The organism is Flavobacterium sp. (assembly GCF_049318325.1).
In the GTDB taxonomy this organism is placed as follows: domain Bacteria; phylum Bacteroidota; class Bacteroidia; order Flavobacteriales; family Flavobacteriaceae; genus Flavobacterium.
Genome location: NZ_JBMOGQ010000006.1, coordinates 1 through 21,388, shown reverse-complemented (window position 1 = coordinate 21,388; position 21,388 = coordinate 1). Strand labels below are relative to the sequence as shown.

At 33.9% G+C, this 21,388-nt stretch carries 13 protein-coding genes; 10 read left to right on the top strand and 3 right to left on the bottom strand.

All coding sequences use genetic code 11. From position 1 onward, the window contains the following. The first annotated feature begins 46 nt into the window (after positions 1-46). A complete protein-coding gene (gene ctlX / locus ACOYLP_RS01485; protein ID WP_422854402.1) occupies positions 47-982 on the top strand; it encodes a citrulline utilization hydrolase CtlX in 936 nt (311 codons plus the stop codon). Positions 983-1,146: 164 nt separating this feature from the next. Here ctlX and ACOYLP_RS01480 read toward each other — a convergent pair whose 3' ends face one another. Both ACOYLP_RS01480 and ACOYLP_RS01475 read right to left on the bottom strand, forming a co-directional pair. Continuing rightward, a complete protein-coding gene (locus tag ACOYLP_RS01480) occupies positions 1,147-1,773 on the bottom strand; it encodes a chromophore lyase CpcT/CpeT (RefSeq protein WP_422854401.1) in 627 nt (208 codons plus the stop codon). An 11-nt stretch (positions 1,774-1,784) separates the two neighbouring features. Next, the gene (locus tag ACOYLP_RS01475) at positions 1,785-2,408 is read right to left on the bottom strand and encodes a MarC family NAAT transporter (RefSeq protein WP_422854400.1); all 624 of its coding nucleotides are present in this window, start codon (positions 2,406-2,408) and stop codon (positions 1,785-1,787) included. A 112-nt stretch (positions 2,409-2,520) separates the two neighbouring features. Between ACOYLP_RS01475 and ACOYLP_RS01470 the strand changes: the two genes are divergently transcribed. Next, positions 2,521-2,886: a CoA-binding protein gene (locus tag ACOYLP_RS01470; protein WP_422854399.1), complete on the top strand. Its 366-nt coding sequence runs from the start codon at positions 2,521-2,523 to the stop codon at positions 2,884-2,886. Between the two features lie 19 nt (positions 2,887-2,905). Here ACOYLP_RS01470 and ACOYLP_RS01465 read toward each other — a convergent pair whose 3' ends face one another. After that, positions 2,906-4,402 (bottom strand): sodium:solute symporter, encoded by a 1,497-nt coding sequence (locus ACOYLP_RS01465; protein WP_422854398.1) that lies wholly within the window; start codon positions 4,400-4,402, stop codon positions 2,906-2,908. A gap of 198 nt (positions 4,403-4,600) precedes the next feature. On the opposite strand from ACOYLP_RS01465, the gene recR reads away from it, so the two are divergent. From recR to ACOYLP_RS01425, 8 genes are all read left to right on the top strand, one after another. After that, positions 4,601-5,221: a recombination mediator RecR gene (recR, locus tag ACOYLP_RS01460; RefSeq protein ID WP_422854397.1), complete on the top strand. Its 621-nt coding sequence runs from the start codon at positions 4,601-4,603 to the stop codon at positions 5,219-5,221. Positions 5,222-5,297: 76 nt separating this feature from the next. Next, complete coding sequence (locus ACOYLP_RS01455) at positions 5,298-6,089, top strand: polysaccharide biosynthesis/export family protein (protein ID WP_422854396.1); 792 nt, start codon at positions 5,298-5,300, stop codon at positions 6,087-6,089. Positions 6,090-6,100: 11 nt separating this feature from the next. Further along, a complete protein-coding gene (locus ACOYLP_RS01450; RefSeq protein ID WP_422854395.1) occupies positions 6,101-8,575 on the top strand; it encodes a polysaccharide biosynthesis tyrosine autokinase in 2,475 nt (824 codons plus the stop codon). Beyond that, the gene (locus ACOYLP_RS01445) at positions 8,562-9,542 is read left to right on the top strand and encodes an SDR family oxidoreductase (RefSeq protein ID WP_422854394.1); all 981 of its coding nucleotides are present in this window, start codon (positions 8,562-8,564) and stop codon (positions 9,540-9,542) included. The genes ACOYLP_RS01450 and ACOYLP_RS01445 overlap by 14 nt, the downstream gene beginning before the upstream one ends. Before the next feature lie 8 nt (positions 9,543-9,550). Further along, positions 9,551-10,942 carry a UDP-glucose 6-dehydrogenase gene (locus ACOYLP_RS01440; protein ID WP_422854393.1) on the top strand — a complete coding sequence of 464 codons (1,392 nt, stop codon included), beginning with the start codon at positions 9,551-9,553 and terminating at the stop codon, positions 10,940-10,942. Between the two features lie 55 nt (positions 10,943-10,997). Beyond that, positions 10,998-12,275, top strand: a complete 1,278-nt coding sequence (locus ACOYLP_RS01435) for a nucleotide sugar dehydrogenase (RefSeq protein ID WP_422854392.1) — start codon at positions 10,998-11,000, stop codon at positions 12,273-12,275. Between the two features lie 176 nt (positions 12,276-12,451). Further along, complete coding sequence (gene rfbB, locus ACOYLP_RS01430; RefSeq protein ID WP_422854391.1) at positions 12,452-13,498, top strand: dTDP-glucose 4,6-dehydratase; 1,047 nt, start codon at positions 12,452-12,454, stop codon at positions 13,496-13,498. 557 nt (positions 13,499-14,055) lie between these two features. Then, a partial coding sequence (locus ACOYLP_RS01425; protein ID WP_422854390.1) for a beta strand repeat-containing protein occupies positions 14,056-21,388 on the top strand: 7,333 nt, incomplete at its 3' end.

The following is a 21,388-nucleotide window of genomic DNA, read 5'->3' as shown; positions in this document are numbered from 1 at the left end:
ATAGAAACCTTAAACTTAAAACCATAAACCATAAACTAAAAAATACATGAAACAAACTACCAATTCCATATTGATGATTCGTCCTGTAGCTTTTCGTATGAACGAGCAAACGGCTGTGAATAATTATTACCAAAAAGTACTTGACGGACTTTCTCCTGAAACGGTGAATGCCAAAGCCCAACAAGAGTTTGACACTTTTGTAAATAAGTTGCGAAAAGTAGGTGTAAATGTAATTGTGGTTGAAGATACTCTAGAACCAAACACACCTGATAGTATTTTTCCAAATAACTGGATTTCGTTTCATGAAAATGGAGATGTGGCTTTGTACCCAATGTTTGCTGAAAACCGTCGAGCTGAAAGACGAGAAGATATACTTGACACTCTCGAAGATGAAGGTTTTAAAATAAACCAAATTGTAGATTATACTTCGGCAGAAGAAGATAATGTTTTTCTAGAAGGAACAGGAAGTTTACTTTTAGACAGAGAAAACGGAAAAGCCTATTGCGCACTTTCGCCTAGAGCTGACGAAGAAGTTATGATTGAATTTTGTGAAGATTTTGAATTAACTCCTGTTATCTTTGAAGCATTTCAAACGGTTAATGGCGAACGAAAACTGATTTATCATACTAATGTTATGATGTGTCTTGGTGATTCTTTTGTTGTAATTTGTGCCGATTCTATCGATGATAAAAAAGAACGCAAAATGGTTCTAGATAGCCTGCGTGGTGATGACAAAGAAATCATCTTAATTACCGAAGAGCAAGTGAATAACTTTGCAGGTAACATGCTAGAAGTAAAAGGTAAAAACGACAAAAGATTTTTAGTGATGAGCGAATCTGCCTATAAAAGTTTAACCAAAAAACAAATTGCTCAACTCGAAGCACATGTTGAAATTATTCATTCTAGTTTAGATACCATTGAAGCTTGCGGTGGAGGAAGTGCACGATGCATGATGGCAGAGATTTTTCTTCCTAAAGAATAACCCTATTGTCATACTGACGGAGGACGAATCCCATTTAGTTTATATGGTGGTTTATAGAGATTTTTCATTCTTCGGAAAGTTAAATAACAAAAAAATCCCATCGGCCAATGTTATAGTTGGACTTTGGGATTTGTTATTTCAAATTTGTAATTTTCTATCCGTTATTATTTCATTTTTATGAAACGATATCCACCTTTGGTTGCACCCCAAACTTGTTTTCCTTCTTTATCAAATCCCTGATCCCAAGATAAAATTTCATTTTGACTAACAGTTACTATTGAATTTGCAAAGCTGGCACCTCTTAATTCACTTGGACAAGTTTTGTCGCCTGTGGCTCCGGAAAATTTCTTTTTACCTTCTCTTTTTAAGGTTACTTGACAACCTTCTTTCAATTCAATATCTGACTCAGTTAGTTTGTCATAATCTTTTGGAGTTGCCCATTTTCCTATCCAATCTTTTTCGTTTTTGATTGTAAATATTTCACTAATAAATTCGTTTTCCGATTTTTGAGTAACTCTATATACTCTTACTCTATAGGGTTTGTCTTGTTTGTCAAAAATGGCTTGCTCTACAAAAAGATAATTTCCTTTTTCTTTCCATATTGGAGTCATTCTGAGCGAGATGTTATAATAATCTTTATCTTCTTTAGATTGAATTTCAGAAGAATAATGTCCTTGCATTATAGAAACTAATTCATTTAATTCAGAACTGTTTTTTGATGATTTATTTTGACCCGATTTACAACTAATAAATAACGTAATTCCAGCGAATAGTATAAGTGTTTTTTTCATAATAATATGCATTAAATTCCTCTAACAATGCTCAAAACCGAGCTGATAATGTATTGAATTCCGATGGCAATTGTTAGAAAGCCTATGATTCTTGATATGGCAACAATACCGGATGCTCCAAGAATTTTTGCCAAATAGTGAGCACTGCGTAAAACTATAAAAATTAAAACACTAACAATTAAAATGGCTAATGAAGAAAAAATAATTTCATTAGTAGTGTTGTGCTCTTGATAGAAAGCAATCAATAGCGATATAGAACCGGGTCCAGCTAGCATTGGCATTGCAAGTGGTGTAAGCGCTATTGAATTTCTCATTTGAATATCTTCCTCTACTTTTTTATCAATACCTCTATTTTTACTAAATTTTCCATTTAGCAAAGAAAAGCCTGAACTTGCAATGATAATACCTCCAGCAATTCGGAGTGCGGTAATGGTTATTCCGAAAAATTCTAAAACATATTGGCCAATAAAAAAGGAAATAATCAATATAATAAAAACATTCAAAGCCGTAAGTAATGAAACTTTTGATCGTTCTTTTTTGGAATAATCTTGAGTTAAACCTACAAAAATTGGCACTGTGCCAATGGGATTTAGAACCGAAAAAAGCGCTGCTAATAGAAAAATAAAAAGCTCCATATTTTTTTTGGCAAAGATAAATTTTGAATTTTACTTTAATTATTAAATAGAAGTTAAATAAACCTGCCCGATTATAAAGTTACTATTATCTTTGACACCAAGAAATGAAATTATGAAAAACAAAAAAACGCTGGTTCTTGGTGCTACCACAAAACCCGATAGATATGCTTTCAAAGCAATAACAATGCTTGTCGAAAAAGGACATTCTGTTTTGGCTATTGGACAAAATCAAGGTGAAGTTGCCGGAATAAAAATTTATACGAAACAAATTCCACTTGCCAATATTGATACAGTGACATTATACCTAAATCCGCTTCGTCAAAGAGACTATTATAACTACATTATAGAAACCAAGCCAAAGCGAGTAATCTTCAATCCGGGAACGGAAAATCCTCAGTTTTATCAATTGCTAGAAAGCAACGGAATTAAAGTCGAGGTAGCTTGTACATTGGTTTTATTGGCTACAAATCAGTATTAGAGCTGAATTTATTTCAGTATTAATAACGTGTATTCTCTGTTGCAGGTTTACTAATCAACAACAAACCAAGGAAAGTAATTAATCCATTTACGATAATCAGTTCGTTATCAATTACATAATTTCCAAAAAGTGCTACTGAATTTTTACTAATAAGAAAGCAAATCAGTGGAGAAAGTAAGCAAATAAAAGGCACAAACTTGTCGTGCACCGTTTTCGATTTCATAAATAAACCAAAGGCATACAATCCTAAAAGTGGTCCATACGTATAACTTGCCACTTTAAAAATCATCGTAACTACCGACTTGTCATTTAGTGAATTAAAAATTATAATAACCAAAAACATCAGCATTGAAAAGCCAATATGCACATAATGACGCGTTCTTATTATGTTGGGTTTCTTTTGATTTTCGGTTTTATCCATTCCTAAAAAATCGACGCAAAATGATGTTGTCAAAGCGGTCAAAGCCGAATCGGTTGTGGCAAATGTAGCGGCAGTTAGTCCCAATAAAAAGATGATTGCCGGCACAATGCTCAAATGTTTGAAAGCAATTTCAGGAAATAAATAATCGGTTCTTGCCACACCATCTATCATTGGAATTTGGATGCCATTTTTCTCAGCAAACATGTAAAGCAAAGCACCCACACTCAAAAAGAAAATATTGATTATAACAAAAATTCCCGTGAAGGTAAACATGTTTTTTTGTGCTTCACCTATGTTTGCGCAACTCAGATTTTTTTGCATCAAATCTTGGTCTAGCCCAACCATGGCTATAGTTACGAAAATTCCGCCTAGAATTTGCTTTAGGACAAAGTTGCCTTTCAGGTAATCTTCATAGAAAAACACTTTAGAATAATTACTATTTTTTACGGCTTCAAAAGCTTCGATTGCTCCAAAATCAAGACTATGACAAACAAAAATTATCGTCAAAAACACTGAAGAAACTAAGAAAAAAGTTTGTAACGTATCTGTAATAATAATGGTTTTTAATCCACCGCGATAGGTGTAAGAAAATATTAATCCCAAAGAAATCAAAACTGTTAACGCAAATGGAACATTGAATGCATCAAATACATAACGTTGCAATACAATAACCACTAAATACAATCGAAAAGAAGAACCAATTGTTCTGCTGATTAAGAAAATAGTAGCCGCCGTTTTATAACTAACAACACCTAAACGCTGTTCAATATAACTGTAAATCGATGTCAGATTCATGCGGTAATAGAGCGGGAGCAAGACTTTGGCAATGATTAAAAATCCAATTGCATTTCCGAGAATAAACTGAAAATATTTGAACTGCAAATCGGGATTTCCCACTTCACCGGGAACAGAAATAAAAGTAACTCCAGACAAGGCTGTCCCAATCATTCCAAAGGCAACTAAATACCATTTCGAGTTTTTATTGGCTTTAAAAAACGTATCATTATCGGAGCTTTTTTTGCTGACCAAATTGGAAATTAAAATCAATATTCCGAAATAAAGAATAATAATGATAAGAATAGTTGTTGGTGACATAGAGTTAATTTTATTGGCAACCAAAATACAAAATTAATGTGGTAATTTGAAAATTTGAAGATTTCAAAATGATTTAATTCATAAAGTCAAAATTCTTTATTTCATTAGCATTGTTTCAACAACATCTTTTTTTAAAGCTTAATAAAACATTTTCAAATTTTAAAATCATCTAATTTTCAAATTACCTACTTTTGCCCTATGGAATTTTCTTCAAAATTGCTTGAAAAAGCAGTAAACGAAATAGCTCAATTACCGGGAATTGGAAAGCGAACAGCTTTGCGGTTGGTCTTACATTTATTAAAACAGCCTTCGGAACAAACCCAATTTTTATCTCAAGCATTAACAAAAATGCGTGAGGAAATTAAATTTTGTACAAGTTGTCACAATATTTCCGACGTCGAAGTTTGTGAAATATGTAATAATCCCAATAGAAATCATAAAATAATTTGTGTTGTTGAAGATGTTCGCGATGTTATGGCCATTGAAAACACGAATCAATTTAAAGGAATTTATCATGTTTTAGGAGGTAAAATTTCTCCAATTGATGGTGTTGGTCCAAGTCAATTAAATATTGATTCTTTGGTTGAAAAAGTAAAATTGGGAAAAGTTGAAGAGTTAATTTTTGCGCTAAGCTCAACAATGGAAGGAGATACGACTAATTTTTATATTTTTAAAAGAATAAAAGATTATGAAGTAAAAACATCTACCATTGCCCGCGGAATTGCAGTTGGCGATGAATTAGAATACGCCGATGAGGTTACTTTGGGACGAAGTATTTTGAACCGGATACCTTTTGAAAACACCTTAAAAAATATATAACTAAATAATAGCAAGCTACATTTTTGTAATTAGAATTGAAAAACTATCTTTGTTTGCTAATTTTTTATTTAAAATAATGAACAAATCTAAAATATATTTACTGCTTCTTCTGAGCATTTTAGTTGCTTCTTGTATCCCAAAAAAAGATTTGATTTATTTACAAGAAAAAAAAACTGCTACTAATGAAATAGTAACTCCTTCTAATCAAAATCCGTATCGACTTCAAACTAATGATATCTTAAGCATCAATGTAAAAGCTATAGATCCAAAATTAGTTGCAATTTTTAATAATACAGAAGGAGCGGCAGCGACAGGAAATGTTAATGAACAAAGCATTTATTACAATGGATATTCTGTTGATGACCATGGCAACATCAGATTGCCTATTCTTGGTGAGATGAATGTTTTAGGCTTTACAGTTGAAGAAGTGAGAATTAAAATTGAAAAAATACTTTTAGACAAATATTTTAAAAATGAAGCGGGAGTTTATGTGGTTGTGAAGTTAGCAGGTTTTCGATATACTATAAATGGAGAAGTTGGGAGTACTGGGACAAAAATATTATATCAAGACAAGGTTAATATCATGGAAGCTATTGCTAATTCTGGAGATATTCCAATTACCGGTGACAGAAAAAATGTAAAAGTAATAAGAAGATTTCCTCAAGGTAATCAAACCTTCAGTATAGATTTAACAGATGCCAAAGCGGTTAATTCACCTTGTTTTTATCTACAGCCAAATGATTATATATTGGTTAATCCATTGAAACAAAAAACATGGGGTACAGGAAAAACTGGTATTGAATCACTGACTTCAATAATTGCTCTCATATCGTTAGCAACAACCACTTATTTGCTTCTTAGAAATTAACACCATTTTTCATGTTAGACGTAAAAGATTTTACTTTTTTTGATAAACAAAACAGCTTTGATTTTAAAGGTTTTTTAATTAAAACGTTGAGTTATTGGAAGTGGTTTGTGGTTGGGCTAATTATCGCGTTTTCTATTGCCCATCAAGTTAATGTTAGGAAACAAAAGATATATGGTATTGAAACCACTATAGCAGTTCAGGAAGAAAACAATCCGTTTTTTACTTCAAATACAAGTTTAGTTTTTAATTGGGGTGGAACTTCTGATAAAGTTCAGATGATTTCTACTACTTTAAAATCAAGATCGCATAATGAATTAGTAGTTGATAAATTACAATTTTATATTGATTATTTCAAACAAACAAAATATTTTTTACAGGATGTTTATGGTCAGGTTCCATTCAAAATAACCTTAGATAAAAATAAAAATCAATTATTCGGCCAGTTTATAAAAGTAAAAATGGTTTCAAATAATTCGTATCAAATTACTATTCCTTTTCAGACCAATACTGCACAAGTTATAAGATACATTGATAATAAAAAATCAATAGTTCCAATAGAAAATAAAGAATTCAAGGAAATATTTAAAATTGGCGAAACGGTTAATTTGCCCTTCCTTAATTGGAAATTAGACATATCAAATTTTGAAGAGAATAACTTCAATGAAGAAATATTAGTTAGGTTCAATTCTTTTGATAATACTGTTTCTGCATGTATGGGATTAAATGTTGTAATTGATGAAAAAGCGGGTTCCATTCTTAAAATAGGTGTGCAAGGAACAAATAAAGACAGGATGGTTGATTTTCTTAATACTACAGTCAATGTATTAATTAAAAGACAGCTAGACAATAAGAATAAATTTGCCGATAATACTATAAGTTTCATTGATGAGACCCTAGGCTCAATGGAGAAACAATTAAAAAACTCAGGTGATGAAATAAAGGATTTTGGTAAAAACAACAACATAATTGATATTGAACAAGGCGGAACAAGCTTTAAAAATCAATTGTTGGATTATGATGCCCAAAAAGATGCTGTAGAAAGAAAAATAGCATATTTAAGTTCATTAAGAAGTTATTTAAAGAATAGCGTTGATTTTTCAAAATTGCCGGCGCCGACTATTGCCGGAATTGATGAACCAAACATTAATACGAATGTTGGCAAAATAATAGCTTTATCGATACAGCGTTCGGAATTAGAATATTCTGTAAAGGGTACATTCTCTTATGAAAGATTGGATAATGAAATACAATCAATAAAGAAAGTATTGCTTGAAAACGAATCAACTTACAGAAATTCATTGCAGTATGACTTAAATGGGGTAAATAAAAAAATTGCAAAAATTGAAAGTGAAATCAGCAGGCTTCCCGAAAACAAACAGGAATGGTTAAAGTTATCAAGAAAGTACAATTTAAGTGATAATATCTACAATACATTTTTACAAAAAAGAAGCGAGGCATCTATAGTTAAAGCAGCTAACTTATCAGACATACAATTTATTGATCCTGCCAAAGATGTTGGCGGCGGTTTATTAGGTCCAAAAACCAGTGTCAACTATGTCTTAGCTTTCTTTATGGGAATATTAATCCCATTAGCATTGGTTTTTTTCATTTTCTTTATTAGTAATTCAGTTCAAAATATTGAAGATATTTCATCTCAAACCCAATTGCCATTGATCGGTATAGTTGGTGTTAAACATTCAGAAAGTAATTTGTCAGTTTTTGAAAGACCAAAATCTGCCCTTTCTGAATCCTTTAGAGCCATTCGTTCCTCTTTACAGTTTTTATATAAAAAAAATAACATTGATGGTTCAAAAACGTTAATGCTAACATCCTCTGTTAGTGGTGAAGGAAAAACATATTGTTCCTTAAATATTGCTACAGTCTTTGCGTTAAGCGAAAAGAAGACTATTATTCTGGGATTGGATTTAAGAAAACCAAAAATCTTTGATGATTTTAATATCCAAAACGAAATCGGTGCTGTTAATTTTTTAATCGGTCAAAATACACTTGAGGAAGTTATTAAAAAAACACAGATTCCTTATCTTGATGTTATTACATCTGGACCAATTCCTCCTAACCCTTCAGAATTAATTCTTGGGGATTCTATGAAAGAAATGATAGGAGAGTTAAAGAAAAAGTATGATTATATTATACTTGATACGCCACCTGTTGGATTAGTTTCTGATGCTCTAGAATTATCTCAATATTGTGATGTTACCTTATATATAATACGTCAGAATTTCACCAAAAAAGAAATGTTAACGTTATTAAATAACAGAACCAAGCGTGGCGAGCTTAACAATGTAAGCATCATATTTAATGGTTATGAAAATAAAGCAAAATATGGTGCTGGCTACGGCTATGGCTACGGCTACGGCTACGGTTATGGCTATGGAAACGGCTATCATGAAGATGAAGAACCTAAAGGATTTTTCGCTAAATGGAAATATCGAATATTGAAAAAATTTAGTAATGGAAATAATTAAAAATACAGTATTAATAACTGGTGGTGCCGGATTTATTGGTACTAATTTGTGTGAATATTTTTTGTCTAAAGGATATTTTGTTATTTGCCTTGATAATTTTGCTACAGGTCATAAACATAATATTACCGAATTTCTGCAACATAAAAATTTTAAATTAATAGAAGGTGATATTAGAAATTTAGAGCAATGTAAAAATGCTGTTATTGGTGTTGATTATGTATTGCATCAGGCCGCGTTGGGTTCTGTTCCACGCTCTATAAATGACCCTATTACGAGTAATGAAGTTAATGTTTCTGGTTTTTTAAATATGCTTGTTGCCTCAAGAGACGCCGGTGTGAAAAGATTTATTTATGCTGCAAGTTCTTCCACTTATGGTGATTCAGAAATTTTGCCAAAAGTAGAGGATATAATTGGAAAACCTCTTTCGCCGTATGCTATTACAAAATATGTAAATGAGTTATATGCTGAAATTTTCAGTAATACATATGGTTTTGAAACGATAGGATTGCGTTATTTTAATGTGTTTGGAAGAAGACAAGATCCTAATGGTGCCTATGCTGCCGTTATTCCAAAGTTTGTGATGCAATTGATGAAACATGAAAGTCCGATAATTAATGGTGACGGAAATTTTTCAAGAGATTTTACTTATATAGATAATGTTATTCATATGAATGAGTTGGCTATGTTGACTCAAAATCCGGAAGCTATTAATACTGTTTATAACACCGCTTTTGGTGATAGAACAACACTAAATGATATGGTTTCTTACTTAAAAGTATACTTGTCCGAATTTGATTCCGCTATTGCTGGTATTGATGTAGTACATGGCCCAAATCGAGTTGGGGATATTCCTCATTCTTTGGCAAGTATTGATAAAGCAAAAAAATTATTAAACTATAATCCAAAATACTCTTTTCAAGCCGGTTTAAAAGAAGCGGTGAAATGGTATTGGAATAATTTAAAATAAAAATCAACATGAAAATTAAAAATATTTGTTGCATTGGTGCAGGATATGTTGGTGGACCAACGATGGCAGTTATTGCCCAAAAATGTCCTGATATTAAAGTTACGGTAGTCGATTTAAACGAAGCCCGGATAGCGGCTTGGAATGATAAAGATGTTAATAATATTCCAATATATGAACCTGGATTAAATGAAATGGTTGGCAATGTTCGTGGGAAGAATTTGTTTTTTTCTACAGAAGTTGACAAGGCCATTGATGAAGCAGATTTGATTTTTATATCAGTAAATACGCCAACCAAAACTTACGGTACCGGAAAAGGTATGGCAGCCGATTTAAAGCATATCGAACTTTGCGCCCGACAAATTGCCAAAGTAGCCAAAAACAATAAAATCATTGTTGAGAAATCGACTTTGCCTGTTAGAACAGCCGAAGCTTTGAAGAGCATTTTAGACAATACTGGAAACGGGGTACAATTTCAAATACTTTCGAATCCGGAGTTCCTAGCTGAAGGAACCGCTGTAGAAGATTTACTATCCCCAGATCGGGTTTTAATTGGAGGTGAGACAACACCTGAAGGACAGGAAGCTATAAATTCTTTGGCTGATGTCTATGCCAATTGGGTTCCAAGAGAACGAATTTTAACTACTAATGTTTGGTCATCGGAATTGTCAAAGCTTGTTGCTAATGCCTTCTTAGCGCAACGCGTTTCTTCTATTAATGCTATTTCAGAATTATGCGAAAAAACAGAAGCTAATGTTAGTGAAGTGGCTAAAGCTATTGGAATGGACAGTAGAATCGGTCCTAAGTTTTTGAAAGCTTCCGTTGGATTTGGAGGTTCTTGTTTTCAAAAGGATATTTTGAATTTGGTTTATATTTCAAAAGCTTTCGGTTTGCATGAAGTAGCCGATTATTGGGAACAGGTAATCATTATGAATGACCACCAAAAAAAACGTTTCTCCAAAAATATTGTACAGACACTTTATAATACTGTTTCGGGTAAAAAGATAACTTTTTTGGGCTGGGCTTTTAAAAAAGACACTAACGATACCAGAGAGTCAGCCGCTATTTATGTTGCCGATGATTTGATTAATGAACAAGCAAATATTGCTTTGTTTGACCCAAAAGTTTCCCAAAAACAAGTGCTTTCTGATTTGGATTATCTTGATACTAGAAAACCTTCAGATAATGAAAAATATATCAAATCGTATGACAATCCCTATGATGCTTGCAAAAATGCACATGCAATTGCCATACTGACCGAATGGGATGAGTTTAAAGAGTACGATTGGCAACGTATTTATGACAACATGCTAAAGCCAGCTTTTGTTTTTGATGGTAGAAACATTTTAGATGGTGAAAAATTGAAAGCGATTGGGTTTAATTTTCAGTCTATTGGAAGTTAGGTGAAGGTTATCAGTTGTTATTTATTAGTTTTTATAAAACAGAAACAAAAGAACAATGAGTATTAAAATTGCTGTTATAGGATTGGGATATGTAGGTTTGCCATTAGCTAGATTATTTGCCACTAAATATCCGGTTGTTGGATTTGATATCAATCAAAATAGGATTCAGGAATTGAATTCAGGTGTCGATTCAACTTTAGAGATTGATGCAGACACTTTGAACAAGGTGCTTGTTTCTTCATTATCTGATTCGAATGGCTTATTATGCAGTAGCACTTTGGAGGATATAGCAAACTGTAATTATTATATAGTGACAGTTCCAACTCCAGTTGACAAAAATAACAGACCCGATTTGACTCCTTTATATAAATCGAGTGAAACGGTTGGAAAAGTTTTGAAAAAATGTGATATCGTAATTTATGAATCAACCGTTTATCCGGGTGTAACAGAAGAAGAATGTATTCCTGTTTTGGAAAGAGTAAGCGGTTTGAAATTTAATATTGATTTCTTCGCTGGTTATTCTCCCGAAAGAATCAATCCGGGTGATAAAGAGCATACGGTGGAGAAAATTCTAAAGGTTACTTCAGGATCTACTCCGGAAATAGGACAAAAAGTAAATAACCTATATAAATCGGTTATTACTGCCGGAACGCATTTGGCACCATCCATAAAAGTAGCTGAAGCTGCCAAAGTAATTGAGAACTCCCAACGCGATATCAATATTGCTTTTGTAAACGAATTGGCAAAGATTTTTAATTTGTTAGAAATCGATACGCATGCCGTTTTAGAAGCAGCAGGAACCAAGTGGAACTTTTTACCTTTCAAACCAGGATTAGTTGGCGGGCACTGTATCGGAGTTGATCCGTATTATTTGGCTCAAAAAGCTCAGGAAAAAGGATACCATCCCGAAATTATTTTGGCAGGAAGACGATTGAATGATAGTATGGGAGAATATGTAGCCTCACAAGTAGTTAAGCTGATGATTAAAAAAGGAGTTGCTATCAATGGAGCCAAGCTATTAATGCTGGGCATTACGTTTAAAGAAAATTGTCCCGATGTTAGAAACACCAAAATTGTAGATGTGGTTCATGCTTTTCAGGATTATGGAATAGAAGTTGCCATTTTTGATCCTTGGGCAAAACCTTCTGAAGTAAAGCATGAATATAAATTAAGTACTACCAATGAATTACCATCAACTACTTTTGACGCTATCGTTTTAGGGGTTGCGCATAAAGAATTTACGACTATTGATTTGTCTAAATTAAAAAAGGCAAACGGAGTGCTGTTTGATGTCAAAGGTGTGTTGAATGAAAAAGCAGACGGAAGATTATAACGGTTGTCTGTTAGCAGTTTTCGGTTTTTGATTTTGAGTAGGAGGAAGTTTTTTTGTTTTTAACATTAAGAAAAGTTAAGGTAAATTAAGAGTTCCATTAAGCTTAACTTTTCATAATGATAATGCTTAACTTCTTAATGGTAAAAATTTACGAATAATTGTTTAAGTTTAAAAAAATGAAAAAGATATTAATTACAGGCGGAGCAGGATTTATTGGTTCTCATGTGGTGAGACGATTTGTAACAAAATACCCAAATTATCAAATTTTTAATTTGGATGCCTTGACCTATGCAGGCAATCTTGAGAATATAGCAGATATTGAGCAATTGCCCAATTATACATTTGTAAAAGGCGATATCGTTGATGCTGATTTTATCAATGATCTATTTCAAAAACACCAATTTGACGGCGTGTTGCATTTGGCAGCCGAGTCGCATGTAGATCGTTCTATAACAGATCCATTAGCGTTTGTGAAAACCAACGTTATTGGCACAATGAATCTATTAAATGCCGCTAAAACTATTTGGAAAGACAATTACGACGGCAAACGATTTTATCATATTTCTACCGATGAGGTTTATGGAAGTCTGGGTGCCGAAGGGTTGTTTACCGAAACTACACCATATGATCCTAATTCACCGTATTCAGCTTCGAAAGCGAGTTCTGACCATTTTGTCAGAGCCTATGGTGAGACCTATGGTTTACCTTATGTTATTACCAATTGCTCTAATAATTACGGACCCAATCATTTTCCTGAAAAACTGGTTCCATTGTTCATTCATAATATTATTAATAACAAACCACTACCGGTTTATGGTGATGGGAAATATACTCGTGATTGGCTTTATGTTATAGATCATGCTATCGCTATTGATTTGGTTTTTCACGAAGGCAAAAATCATGAAACCTATAATATAGGTGGCTTTAACGAATGGCAGAATATTGATTTGGTGAAATTGCTTTGCCAACAAATGGATGCAAAGTTGGGTAGAGCAGTAGGCGAGTCTGAAAAATTAATTACTTACGTTAAAGACCGACCAGGTCACGATTTGCGTTACGCGATTGATGCTTCAAAAATAAACAAAGAATTGGGTTGGAAACCTTCGGTTACTTTTGAGCAAGGTTTAGAAAAAACAATCGATTGGTATTTGTCCAATGAAGATTGGCTTAGAAATGTTACTTCCGGAGCTTATCAGGAGTATTATAAGAAACAGTATTCATAAGGGCAGAGGTTAAGATTAATTTTAAGTTTTGAGTTTTTAGTTTTTGTATTGCCACATAATACAATTATTTTTCCTAGTAGTTGATGGTTTCACAAAGTTGTCCATTTTTTTTGTGATAAGTTACCTAATTTTTTTTGAACGTTAATTGTACAGATTTTCAATCGCGCTGATGGAAGGGTTCTTTTCTTGAGCAGATGATGAAAATGGTATTGTTATTATATAGATTTGTCTTTGCGTTTTAAGTTTAGAATTCGAATTTTCAAAACAGTACGGTTTTGTGTGATTGTGTATTCTGTTTTGAGAAAATGCTAGGCTATGACTATCAGTCTATCTTCCTTTCTCGGATTTATATATGTTGGTTTCTTTATTAATAAGACTTAATACTCGAAGTAGCTAAGTTTGGATATATCTATTTTTTTATTTCTTCAGCTTTCGATTTTTTATACTATATTTCTTGCATGTAATTTTTTATAACTTTTATTACCAACGACCAACTGCATAAAATACCGACCAATTGATTTTTAGAAATTATTTAACAATTAGTTAATATCTTTTATATGATTGAATTAGGTTTTGATGATACTTTCGTTATCGAATTTAATCATATTCAATTATTTATGAAAAACATTTTACTTTTTAGGAAATCGAATTCTTTGTTGTTATGGAGTTTTGCTATGTTTTTTTTGCTTATTTCAAAAATGAGTTATGGACAAGGAACATTGTCAAGCCCCATATTTTCTGAAAATTTCGGAACTTTGGCTAACGGAACTAACTTGACTACAAGTAATACCGCTTTTAGTTTTGTTCGTTTAGGTACATCTACAGGAGGTACTTTTACTAATCAAATAAAGGCTAAAAATCCTTTTACTGTCTCGGGCGGTTCTGGAAGTTCTGCTTTATTAGGAGCTAATGGAGGGTCCATTTCTACTATAGATAAAACGGGTCTGACATCTTTTTCAAGTGGGACTTTTGTTTTTAAGTTTTTGACTCCTAGCACTTTGACAGGTGCTGTTATGTTAAGTGGTGTGGGAACAGGTGCTTCTTTCGGTTCTGCTAACGGTTTTACAGGAGCTCAGTTATCTGCAGCTTTTCAAGTATCAGGTACTAATCTTCAAATTAGAAGTGGTGGAGCATGGACAACTGTACAAACAATTGCAGCCTCTACATCTTACACTGTTGCTTTGGTGTTTAATAATTCTGCTTCTGCTTTAACATATGGTAGTTCGATATCTTTGCCATCCAATAAAGTTGATGTTTGGGTGAATGGAATTTTTGTAAATCAATACAATTCTGCAACGTCTAGTTTATCAGCATCAGCTTTCAGAATATATGCAACTACAACTCAATTTGAGATTGATGATGTTGCTGTATATAATTCTTTGCCTGCTTCTTCAAGTTCTGTTCCAGGAGCTCCAACAATTGGTACAATTACTCCTGGTAATGGTCAGTTGAGAGTTGCTTTTACAACTCCCTCATCTGATGGTGGTGCAACAATTACAGATTACAAATGTTCTATTAATGGAGGTGCATATTCTTCTCTTGGAACAACAACAAGTCCTTTTGTTTTGTCAACTTTAACTAATGGAACTGCTTATAGTATCACAATCAAGGCTGTCAATAGCGTAGGTGATGGTGCGGCCTCTAACTCTGTAAGCGGAACTCCAAGAACAGTACCTTCTGCATCAACAATTACAGGTATAACTCCTGGGAACGGTAATTTATCAGTTGCATTTACTTCAGGTTCTAATGGTGGTGCATCCGTAACCAATTATAAATATTCATTAGATGGAGGTTCGTCTTTTACGGCTTTCTCTCCAGCGCAAACTACAAGTCCTGTTTCAATCTCTGGATTAACAAATGGAACTGCTTACAATGTTCAACTTGTAGCTGTAAACGTTGCAGGTGATGGAGCAGCCTCTAATACTGTATCAGGAACTCCGTTTACAACACCTTCTGCTGTAACTGGTTTAACTGTAACTGGAGGAAATTCTCAATTATCATTAGCTTTTTCTGCTGGTGCTAACGGTGGGTCTGCTGTAACAAATTATGAATATTCATTAAATGGAGGTTCAACATTTACTTCTGCAGGTTCTACAACTAGTCCTATAGTAGTATCAGGTTTAACAAATGGAACAACCTATTCAGTTCAATTAAGAGCGGTAAACGCTGCAGGTAATGGAGTGGCTACATCTAGTGTGTCTGCAACTCCAAGAACAATTTCTGACGCTCCGTCTATAACAGGTATCACAGCTGGAAATTCTCAGTTAAGTGTTGCCTTTTCTGCTCCTACATTTAATGGAGGAACTACAGTTATAAATTACAAATATTCTATAAATGGAGGTTCAACTTTTGTATCTGCAGGAACAACTTCTAGTCCAATTATAATTACTGGATTGACTAATGGAACAACTTATGATGTTCAACTTTTAGCAGTTAATGTTGCCGGAGATGGAACTCCGTCTTCAACTGTTCAAGGAACTCCTGTAGCTCCTTCAGCGCCAACAATATCCACAAATAAAACTTCTTTAAATGCGCTTTCTACAATTTATGGAACTGCTTCAACTACAGATAGTTTTAATGTTTCTGGTGCAACTTTATTAGGAGTTATTACAGTAACAGCTCCAACAGGATTTGAGGTTTCAACTTCAAGTGATAGTGGTTATGCAAGTTCTATTACAATTGGTGGCACAGGTAGTGTGTCAAGTACTCCAATATATGTTCGTTTAATGGCTACAAATGCAGTGGGAATCTATTCAGGAAATATTACTTTAAATAGTCAAGATGCTGCTGAAGTTACCATAGCCTCGTCTAGTAGTACAGTAGCTCCAAAAGGATTATCTATCACAGGTCTTACAGGAGTTGATAAAACGTATGATGCTACAACGAGTGCTTCAGTAACAGGAACTCCATCATTAGTTGGAGTGGTTGGTTCTGATAATGTGATAATAAATAATACTACTGTTACCTATAATTTTGCTAATGCAACCGCAGGTATTGCTAAAACAATTACAGTTTTAGGATATACTTTAAATGGTACTTCGGCTTCAAATTATACTGTAGCTCAACCAACAGGAATTACTGCTACTATCAACAAAGCTGCTTCTTCTATATCAGTTACAGGTTCATCTTCATATACATATAATACAACAGCTCAAGGGCCAACTAATTCAAATGTTACAGGTTCAACAGGTGCTGTTACTTATAGTTATAATGGTGTTTCGCAAACTGTTTATGGTCCAAGCTCAACAAGACCAACTAATGCAGGTGAATATACAGTAGTGGCTACTGTGGCAACAGATGCTAACTATGAAGAAGCTACATCAGCAGATTTTAGTTTCAGCATTGCTAAAGCTGAACAAACCATTACTATGGCCGCAACGGATACTAAAACTACCGCTTCAGTTCCTTATACATTACCACAAAATGCTGATTCAGGTTTGCCAATCACCTATACTTCTCCTGATATTTCAGTTATTACCATCAGTGGAAATACTGTAACTATTGTAGGTGCTGGTACTGCTACTATTACAGCAAATCAAGCAGGTAATGATAATTATAATGCAGCTACACAAGCCAGCCAAGTATTGACGGTTACTGCTATTGCAGCTAATATATTCTCTAATCCCATTACTGGAACAAATCCTAATACATCAAATCCATATACTACTGGTCAAATAACCAACTCAAATATTACTGTAAGCGGAATTGGGAGAGGAACAGGTATTGCAGGAACTAACGCTAACGATCGCTATACTGCTTCAGGATGGAATTCTACCTCTTTAGATATTAATGATTATTTTGAGTTTACTTTAACACCTAATTCTGGTTTTACTATTAGTTTTGAAAATTTCATTTATACAGGTCAAGCTTCTGGAACTGGTGCAACATCAGTAGCTTTACGTTCTAGTTTGGATAGTTTTGGAAGTAATATTGGAAGTGCTACTATAACAGGGTCTACAATTACTTTATCAGGACTAAGTTATCAAAATATTACAACTGCTATAAAATTTAGACTTTATGGATGGGGAGCAAGTGCTGCTGGTGGAACGTTTAGTGTTAACAGTTTCCAATTTAATGGTTTTGTTAATCAATTACCAGCTCCTTCAATTACTAGTGTATTAACTGACAGTGGTACAGTTGGTTTAGCATTTACTTATGCTACTACAGCCACAAATTCACCTACTAGCTATTCTGCTACAGGATTGCCATCTGGATTGTCTATTAATACTACGACTGGAGTTATTTCAGGAACGCCAACTGTGGCAGGTACTTTTAATGTTTCTTTAAGTGCTACAAATGTATCAGGTACTGATACTAAACCCCTACTGATTTCAGTTGCTCAAGCAAATCAAGTAATTACATTTAATACATTGTCTGGTAAAACTTATGGTGATGCATCATTCAGTTTGAATGGTATTTCTACTTCTGGTTTAGCTTTAACATATTCAAGTTCTAATACTGCAGTTGCAACTATCTCCGGAAATACTGTAACAATTGTAGGTGCGGGTACAACTTCAATTACAGCTTCACAATCAGGTGATGCTAATTATTTTGCTGCTTCTGATGTTTCTCAAGATTTAGTAGTTGCTAAAGCAAATCAAACTATAACTTTCAATACGATTTCTGATAAAAATGATACTGATGGTTCATTTAATTTAGATGCAACAGCTTCTTCAGGATTGTCTGTTAGTTATTCTAGTTCAAATACATCAGTTGTTACTATCTCTGGAACTACAGCTACAATTGTTGCTCCAGGTATAACAACGATAACAGCATCTCAAGTTGGTAATGATAATTATAATGCGGCTACTTCTGTTGATCAGACTCAAACAATTATTAATACACAATTAGCTAATCAAACGATTACTTTTGGTCCTTTATACCCTGTTACTTATGGTGATGGTACATTTACATTAAGTGGAACAACTGATTCAAGTTTGGCTATTACTTATGTTAGTTCAAATCCTTCTGTTGCTTCTGTTTCAGGTGATGTTGTAACTATTCTTTCACCAGGAACAACAATTATTACTGCTACTCAAGCTGGTGATAGTACTCATAATCCAGCACCAAATGTGTCTCAATCATTAGTTGTAAATACTAAAACTGTAACGATTTCAAACATTGTTGTTGCAAATAAAGATTATGATGGAACTACTGTTGCGACAATTACTTCGGCAGATTTGAATGGAGTAATAGGTGCAGATGATGTTATTTTAAGTAATGCGGCTACGTTTGCTTCTGCAAATGCAGGAATAGATATTGCTGTAACTCCAAACTTTGTGTTAAATGGTGTCGATGCAAGTCGTTACACTTTAACTCAGCCATCTGGATTAGTGGCAAATATAAATTTGGCTAATCAAACAATACTTTTTGATGCGATACCTTCAAAATCTTATGGAGATACAGCATTCAATTTGATTGCTACCGGTGGAGCTTCAGGTCTTCCTGTAACTTTTACTAGTTCTGATACTAATATCCTTACTATTTCTGGTAATGTTGCAACTATTATCGGTGTTGGGGATGTTACTATTACTGCATCTCAAGCAGGTAATGCAAATTATAATGCAGCGTCAGATGTATCGCAAACAATTACTATAAATAAAGCTAATCAAATAATTACTTTTAATGCTTTGGTTAATAGATCTACAGCTGACACTTCATTTACTTTAGGAGGTTCTGCTTCTTCAGCTTTACCTTTAAGTTATGCTAGTTCAAATTCGGCTGTAGCTACAATTAGCGGTAATGTTGTGACTATTGTTGGTCCTGGATCAACTACTATAACTGTTTCACAAGCGGGTAATAATTTATACAATGCAGCAACAGATGTAAATCAAACGCAAATTGTATTAACCGCTATTTCTAAATGGACTTTTGATGCTATCACAACAACAGGTTCTGGAAGTAATGTTGCTGTTACTGGTTCTGCTGTAGCAGATCAAGGTCTTCAAACTTCAGGTAGTTTATTTAGTGCAAATCACGCAAGTACATCTACAGTTTGGTCTAACCCTTCTGGGAATGGTTCTGCAAAATCAGTATCATCTACGTTTTGGGCTGTTGGTGATTATTGGCAATTTAAGTTAAATACTTCAAACTATCATAATCTTGCTATTGCTGTTGATCAAACAGGAAGTTCAACAGGGCCATCGACATTTAAAGTTCAATATAGTACTAATGGTACTTCTTATACTGATTTACCAGGTGGTACGTATACACTTGATGCTACTGGATGGTCAACAACTAATTACAGATCAGCTGCCGTTAGATCATTTGATTTAAGTTCAATTACGGCTTTAAATAATAAATCAGCTGTATACATAAGATTGGTCGATGCAAATACAACTTCAATAGGAAATGGAACTGTAGCTACTGGAGGTACAAGTAGAGTTGATAATTTTGTAATTACAGGTATAGCATGTAACGTTACAGCAGGAATTACAAATAATACAAACACAAATGTTTTAACTTGTGATACTGCAACAATTGCTCTAACAGCAACTGGAGGGACAAGTTATTCTTGGTCTAATGGAACTAATGTAGTAGGAACTTCGGAAAACCTTAGTGTAACTGCAGCCGGTACTTATACAGTAACAGTTACCTCGGCTAATGGTTGTTCATCTACAGCAAGTGTTGTTATAACTGAAAATAAAACAACAACTTCAGAAGAGAGTGCTACAGCATGTGACTCTTATACATGGAATGGTACAACATACACTACAAGTGGAGATTATACTTTTGCAAGTACTAATGCATCTGGTTGTACAAATACAGCTACTTTACATTTAACAATTAATAACAGTTCAACTTCAGTAGAAAGTGTTACAGCATGTGATAGTTATACTTGGTCAGTTAATAATAACGCTTATACGACAGGTGGTAATTTCACAGTACCTAGTACAAATGCTGCAGGATGTCCCCATACAGATATATTGAATTTGATCATTAATTCATCAACATCAAATACGACAACTGCTACAGCATGTGATACGTATTCTTGGTCAGTCAATGGAGCTACTTATACTACCGGTGGTACATACACAGGAACTAGTACTAATGCAGCAAATTGTCCTCAAGCAGAGACATTGAACTTGACGATTAATGCATCAACATCAAACACTACAACTGCCACAGCATGTGATACATATACATGGGCTGTTAATGGAGCGACTTACACTACAAGTGGTCAACGTACAGTAACTAGTACTAATTCCGCCAATTGTCCTCAAACAGAGATATTGAACTTGACAATTAATGCATCAACATCAAATACGACAAATGCTACGGCATGTGATACATATACTTGGTCGGTTAATGGAGCTACTTATACAACAAGTGGTCAACGTACAGCAACTAGTACAAATTCAGCCAATTGTCCTCAAACAGAAACATTGAACTTAACTATTACACCAAGCACAACTGGAACAACAACGATTTCAGCTTGTGACACGTATAAGTGGTTAGCAGGAAATGGACAAACATATACTAGTACACCAACTACAGCTCCTACATTTGTTTCTGGCTGTAATACACAAACATTAGCTTTGACCATTACTCCAAGTACAATAAACACAACTGAAATAACAGAATGTGAAAGTTATTATTGGCCGGTTACTGGTGTGAATTATACTGATTCTGATGAAATCACAGAAACCGTTGGGTGTGTTACAGAAACATTGGTATTAACCATTAATTATAGTACATCAAACACTACAACTATAACACAATGTGGTGGTAGTTATACATGGGAAGGACCATTAGGAAATGATGAAACATACTATGCATCGACTACAGTTACTCACGTGACTACTAATGCAGATGGATGTAATCATACAGAGACGTTAGTATTGACTATTAATAATAGCACATCAAGTGTTGAAACAGTTACTTCACCAA

Excerpts from the sequence above, each read along its gene's own strand:
- ACOYLP_RS01435 (WP_422854392.1), top strand. The coding sequence starts at position 10,998 with ATGAGTATTAAAATTGCTGTTATAGGATTGGGATATGTAGGTTTGCCA.
- ACOYLP_RS01450 (WP_422854395.1), top strand. The coding sequence starts at position 6,101 with ATGTTAGACGTAAAAGATTTTACTTTTTTTGATAAACAAAACAGCTTT.
- ACOYLP_RS01465 (WP_422854398.1), bottom strand. The coding sequence starts at position 4,402 with ATGTCACCAACAACTATTCTTATCATTATTATTCTTTATTTCGGAATA.
- recR (WP_422854397.1), top strand. The coding sequence starts at position 4,601 with ATGGAATTTTCTTCAAAATTGCTTGAAAAAGCAGTAAACGAAATAGCT.
- rfbB (WP_422854391.1), top strand. The coding sequence starts at position 12,452 with ATGAAAAAGATATTAATTACAGGCGGAGCAGGATTTATTGGTTCTCAT.
- ACOYLP_RS01440 (WP_422854393.1), top strand. The coding sequence starts at position 9,551 with ATGAAAATTAAAAATATTTGTTGCATTGGTGCAGGATATGTTGGTGGA.
- ACOYLP_RS01470 (WP_422854399.1), top strand. The coding sequence starts at position 2,521 with ATGAAAAACAAAAAAACGCTGGTTCTTGGTGCTACCACAAAACCCGAT.
- ctlX (WP_422854402.1), top strand. The coding sequence starts at position 47 with ATGAAACAAACTACCAATTCCATATTGATGATTCGTCCTGTAGCTTTT.
- ACOYLP_RS01455 (WP_422854396.1), top strand. The coding sequence starts at position 5,298 with ATGAACAAATCTAAAATATATTTACTGCTTCTTCTGAGCATTTTAGTT.
- ACOYLP_RS01480 (WP_422854401.1), bottom strand. The coding sequence starts at position 1,773 with ATGAAAAAAACACTTATACTATTCGCTGGAATTACGTTATTTATTAGT.
- ACOYLP_RS01445 (WP_422854394.1), top strand. The coding sequence starts at position 8,562 with ATGGAAATAATTAAAAATACAGTATTAATAACTGGTGGTGCCGGATTT.
- ACOYLP_RS01475 (WP_422854400.1), bottom strand. The coding sequence starts at position 2,408 with ATGGAGCTTTTTATTTTTCTATTAGCAGCGCTTTTTTCGGTTCTAAAT.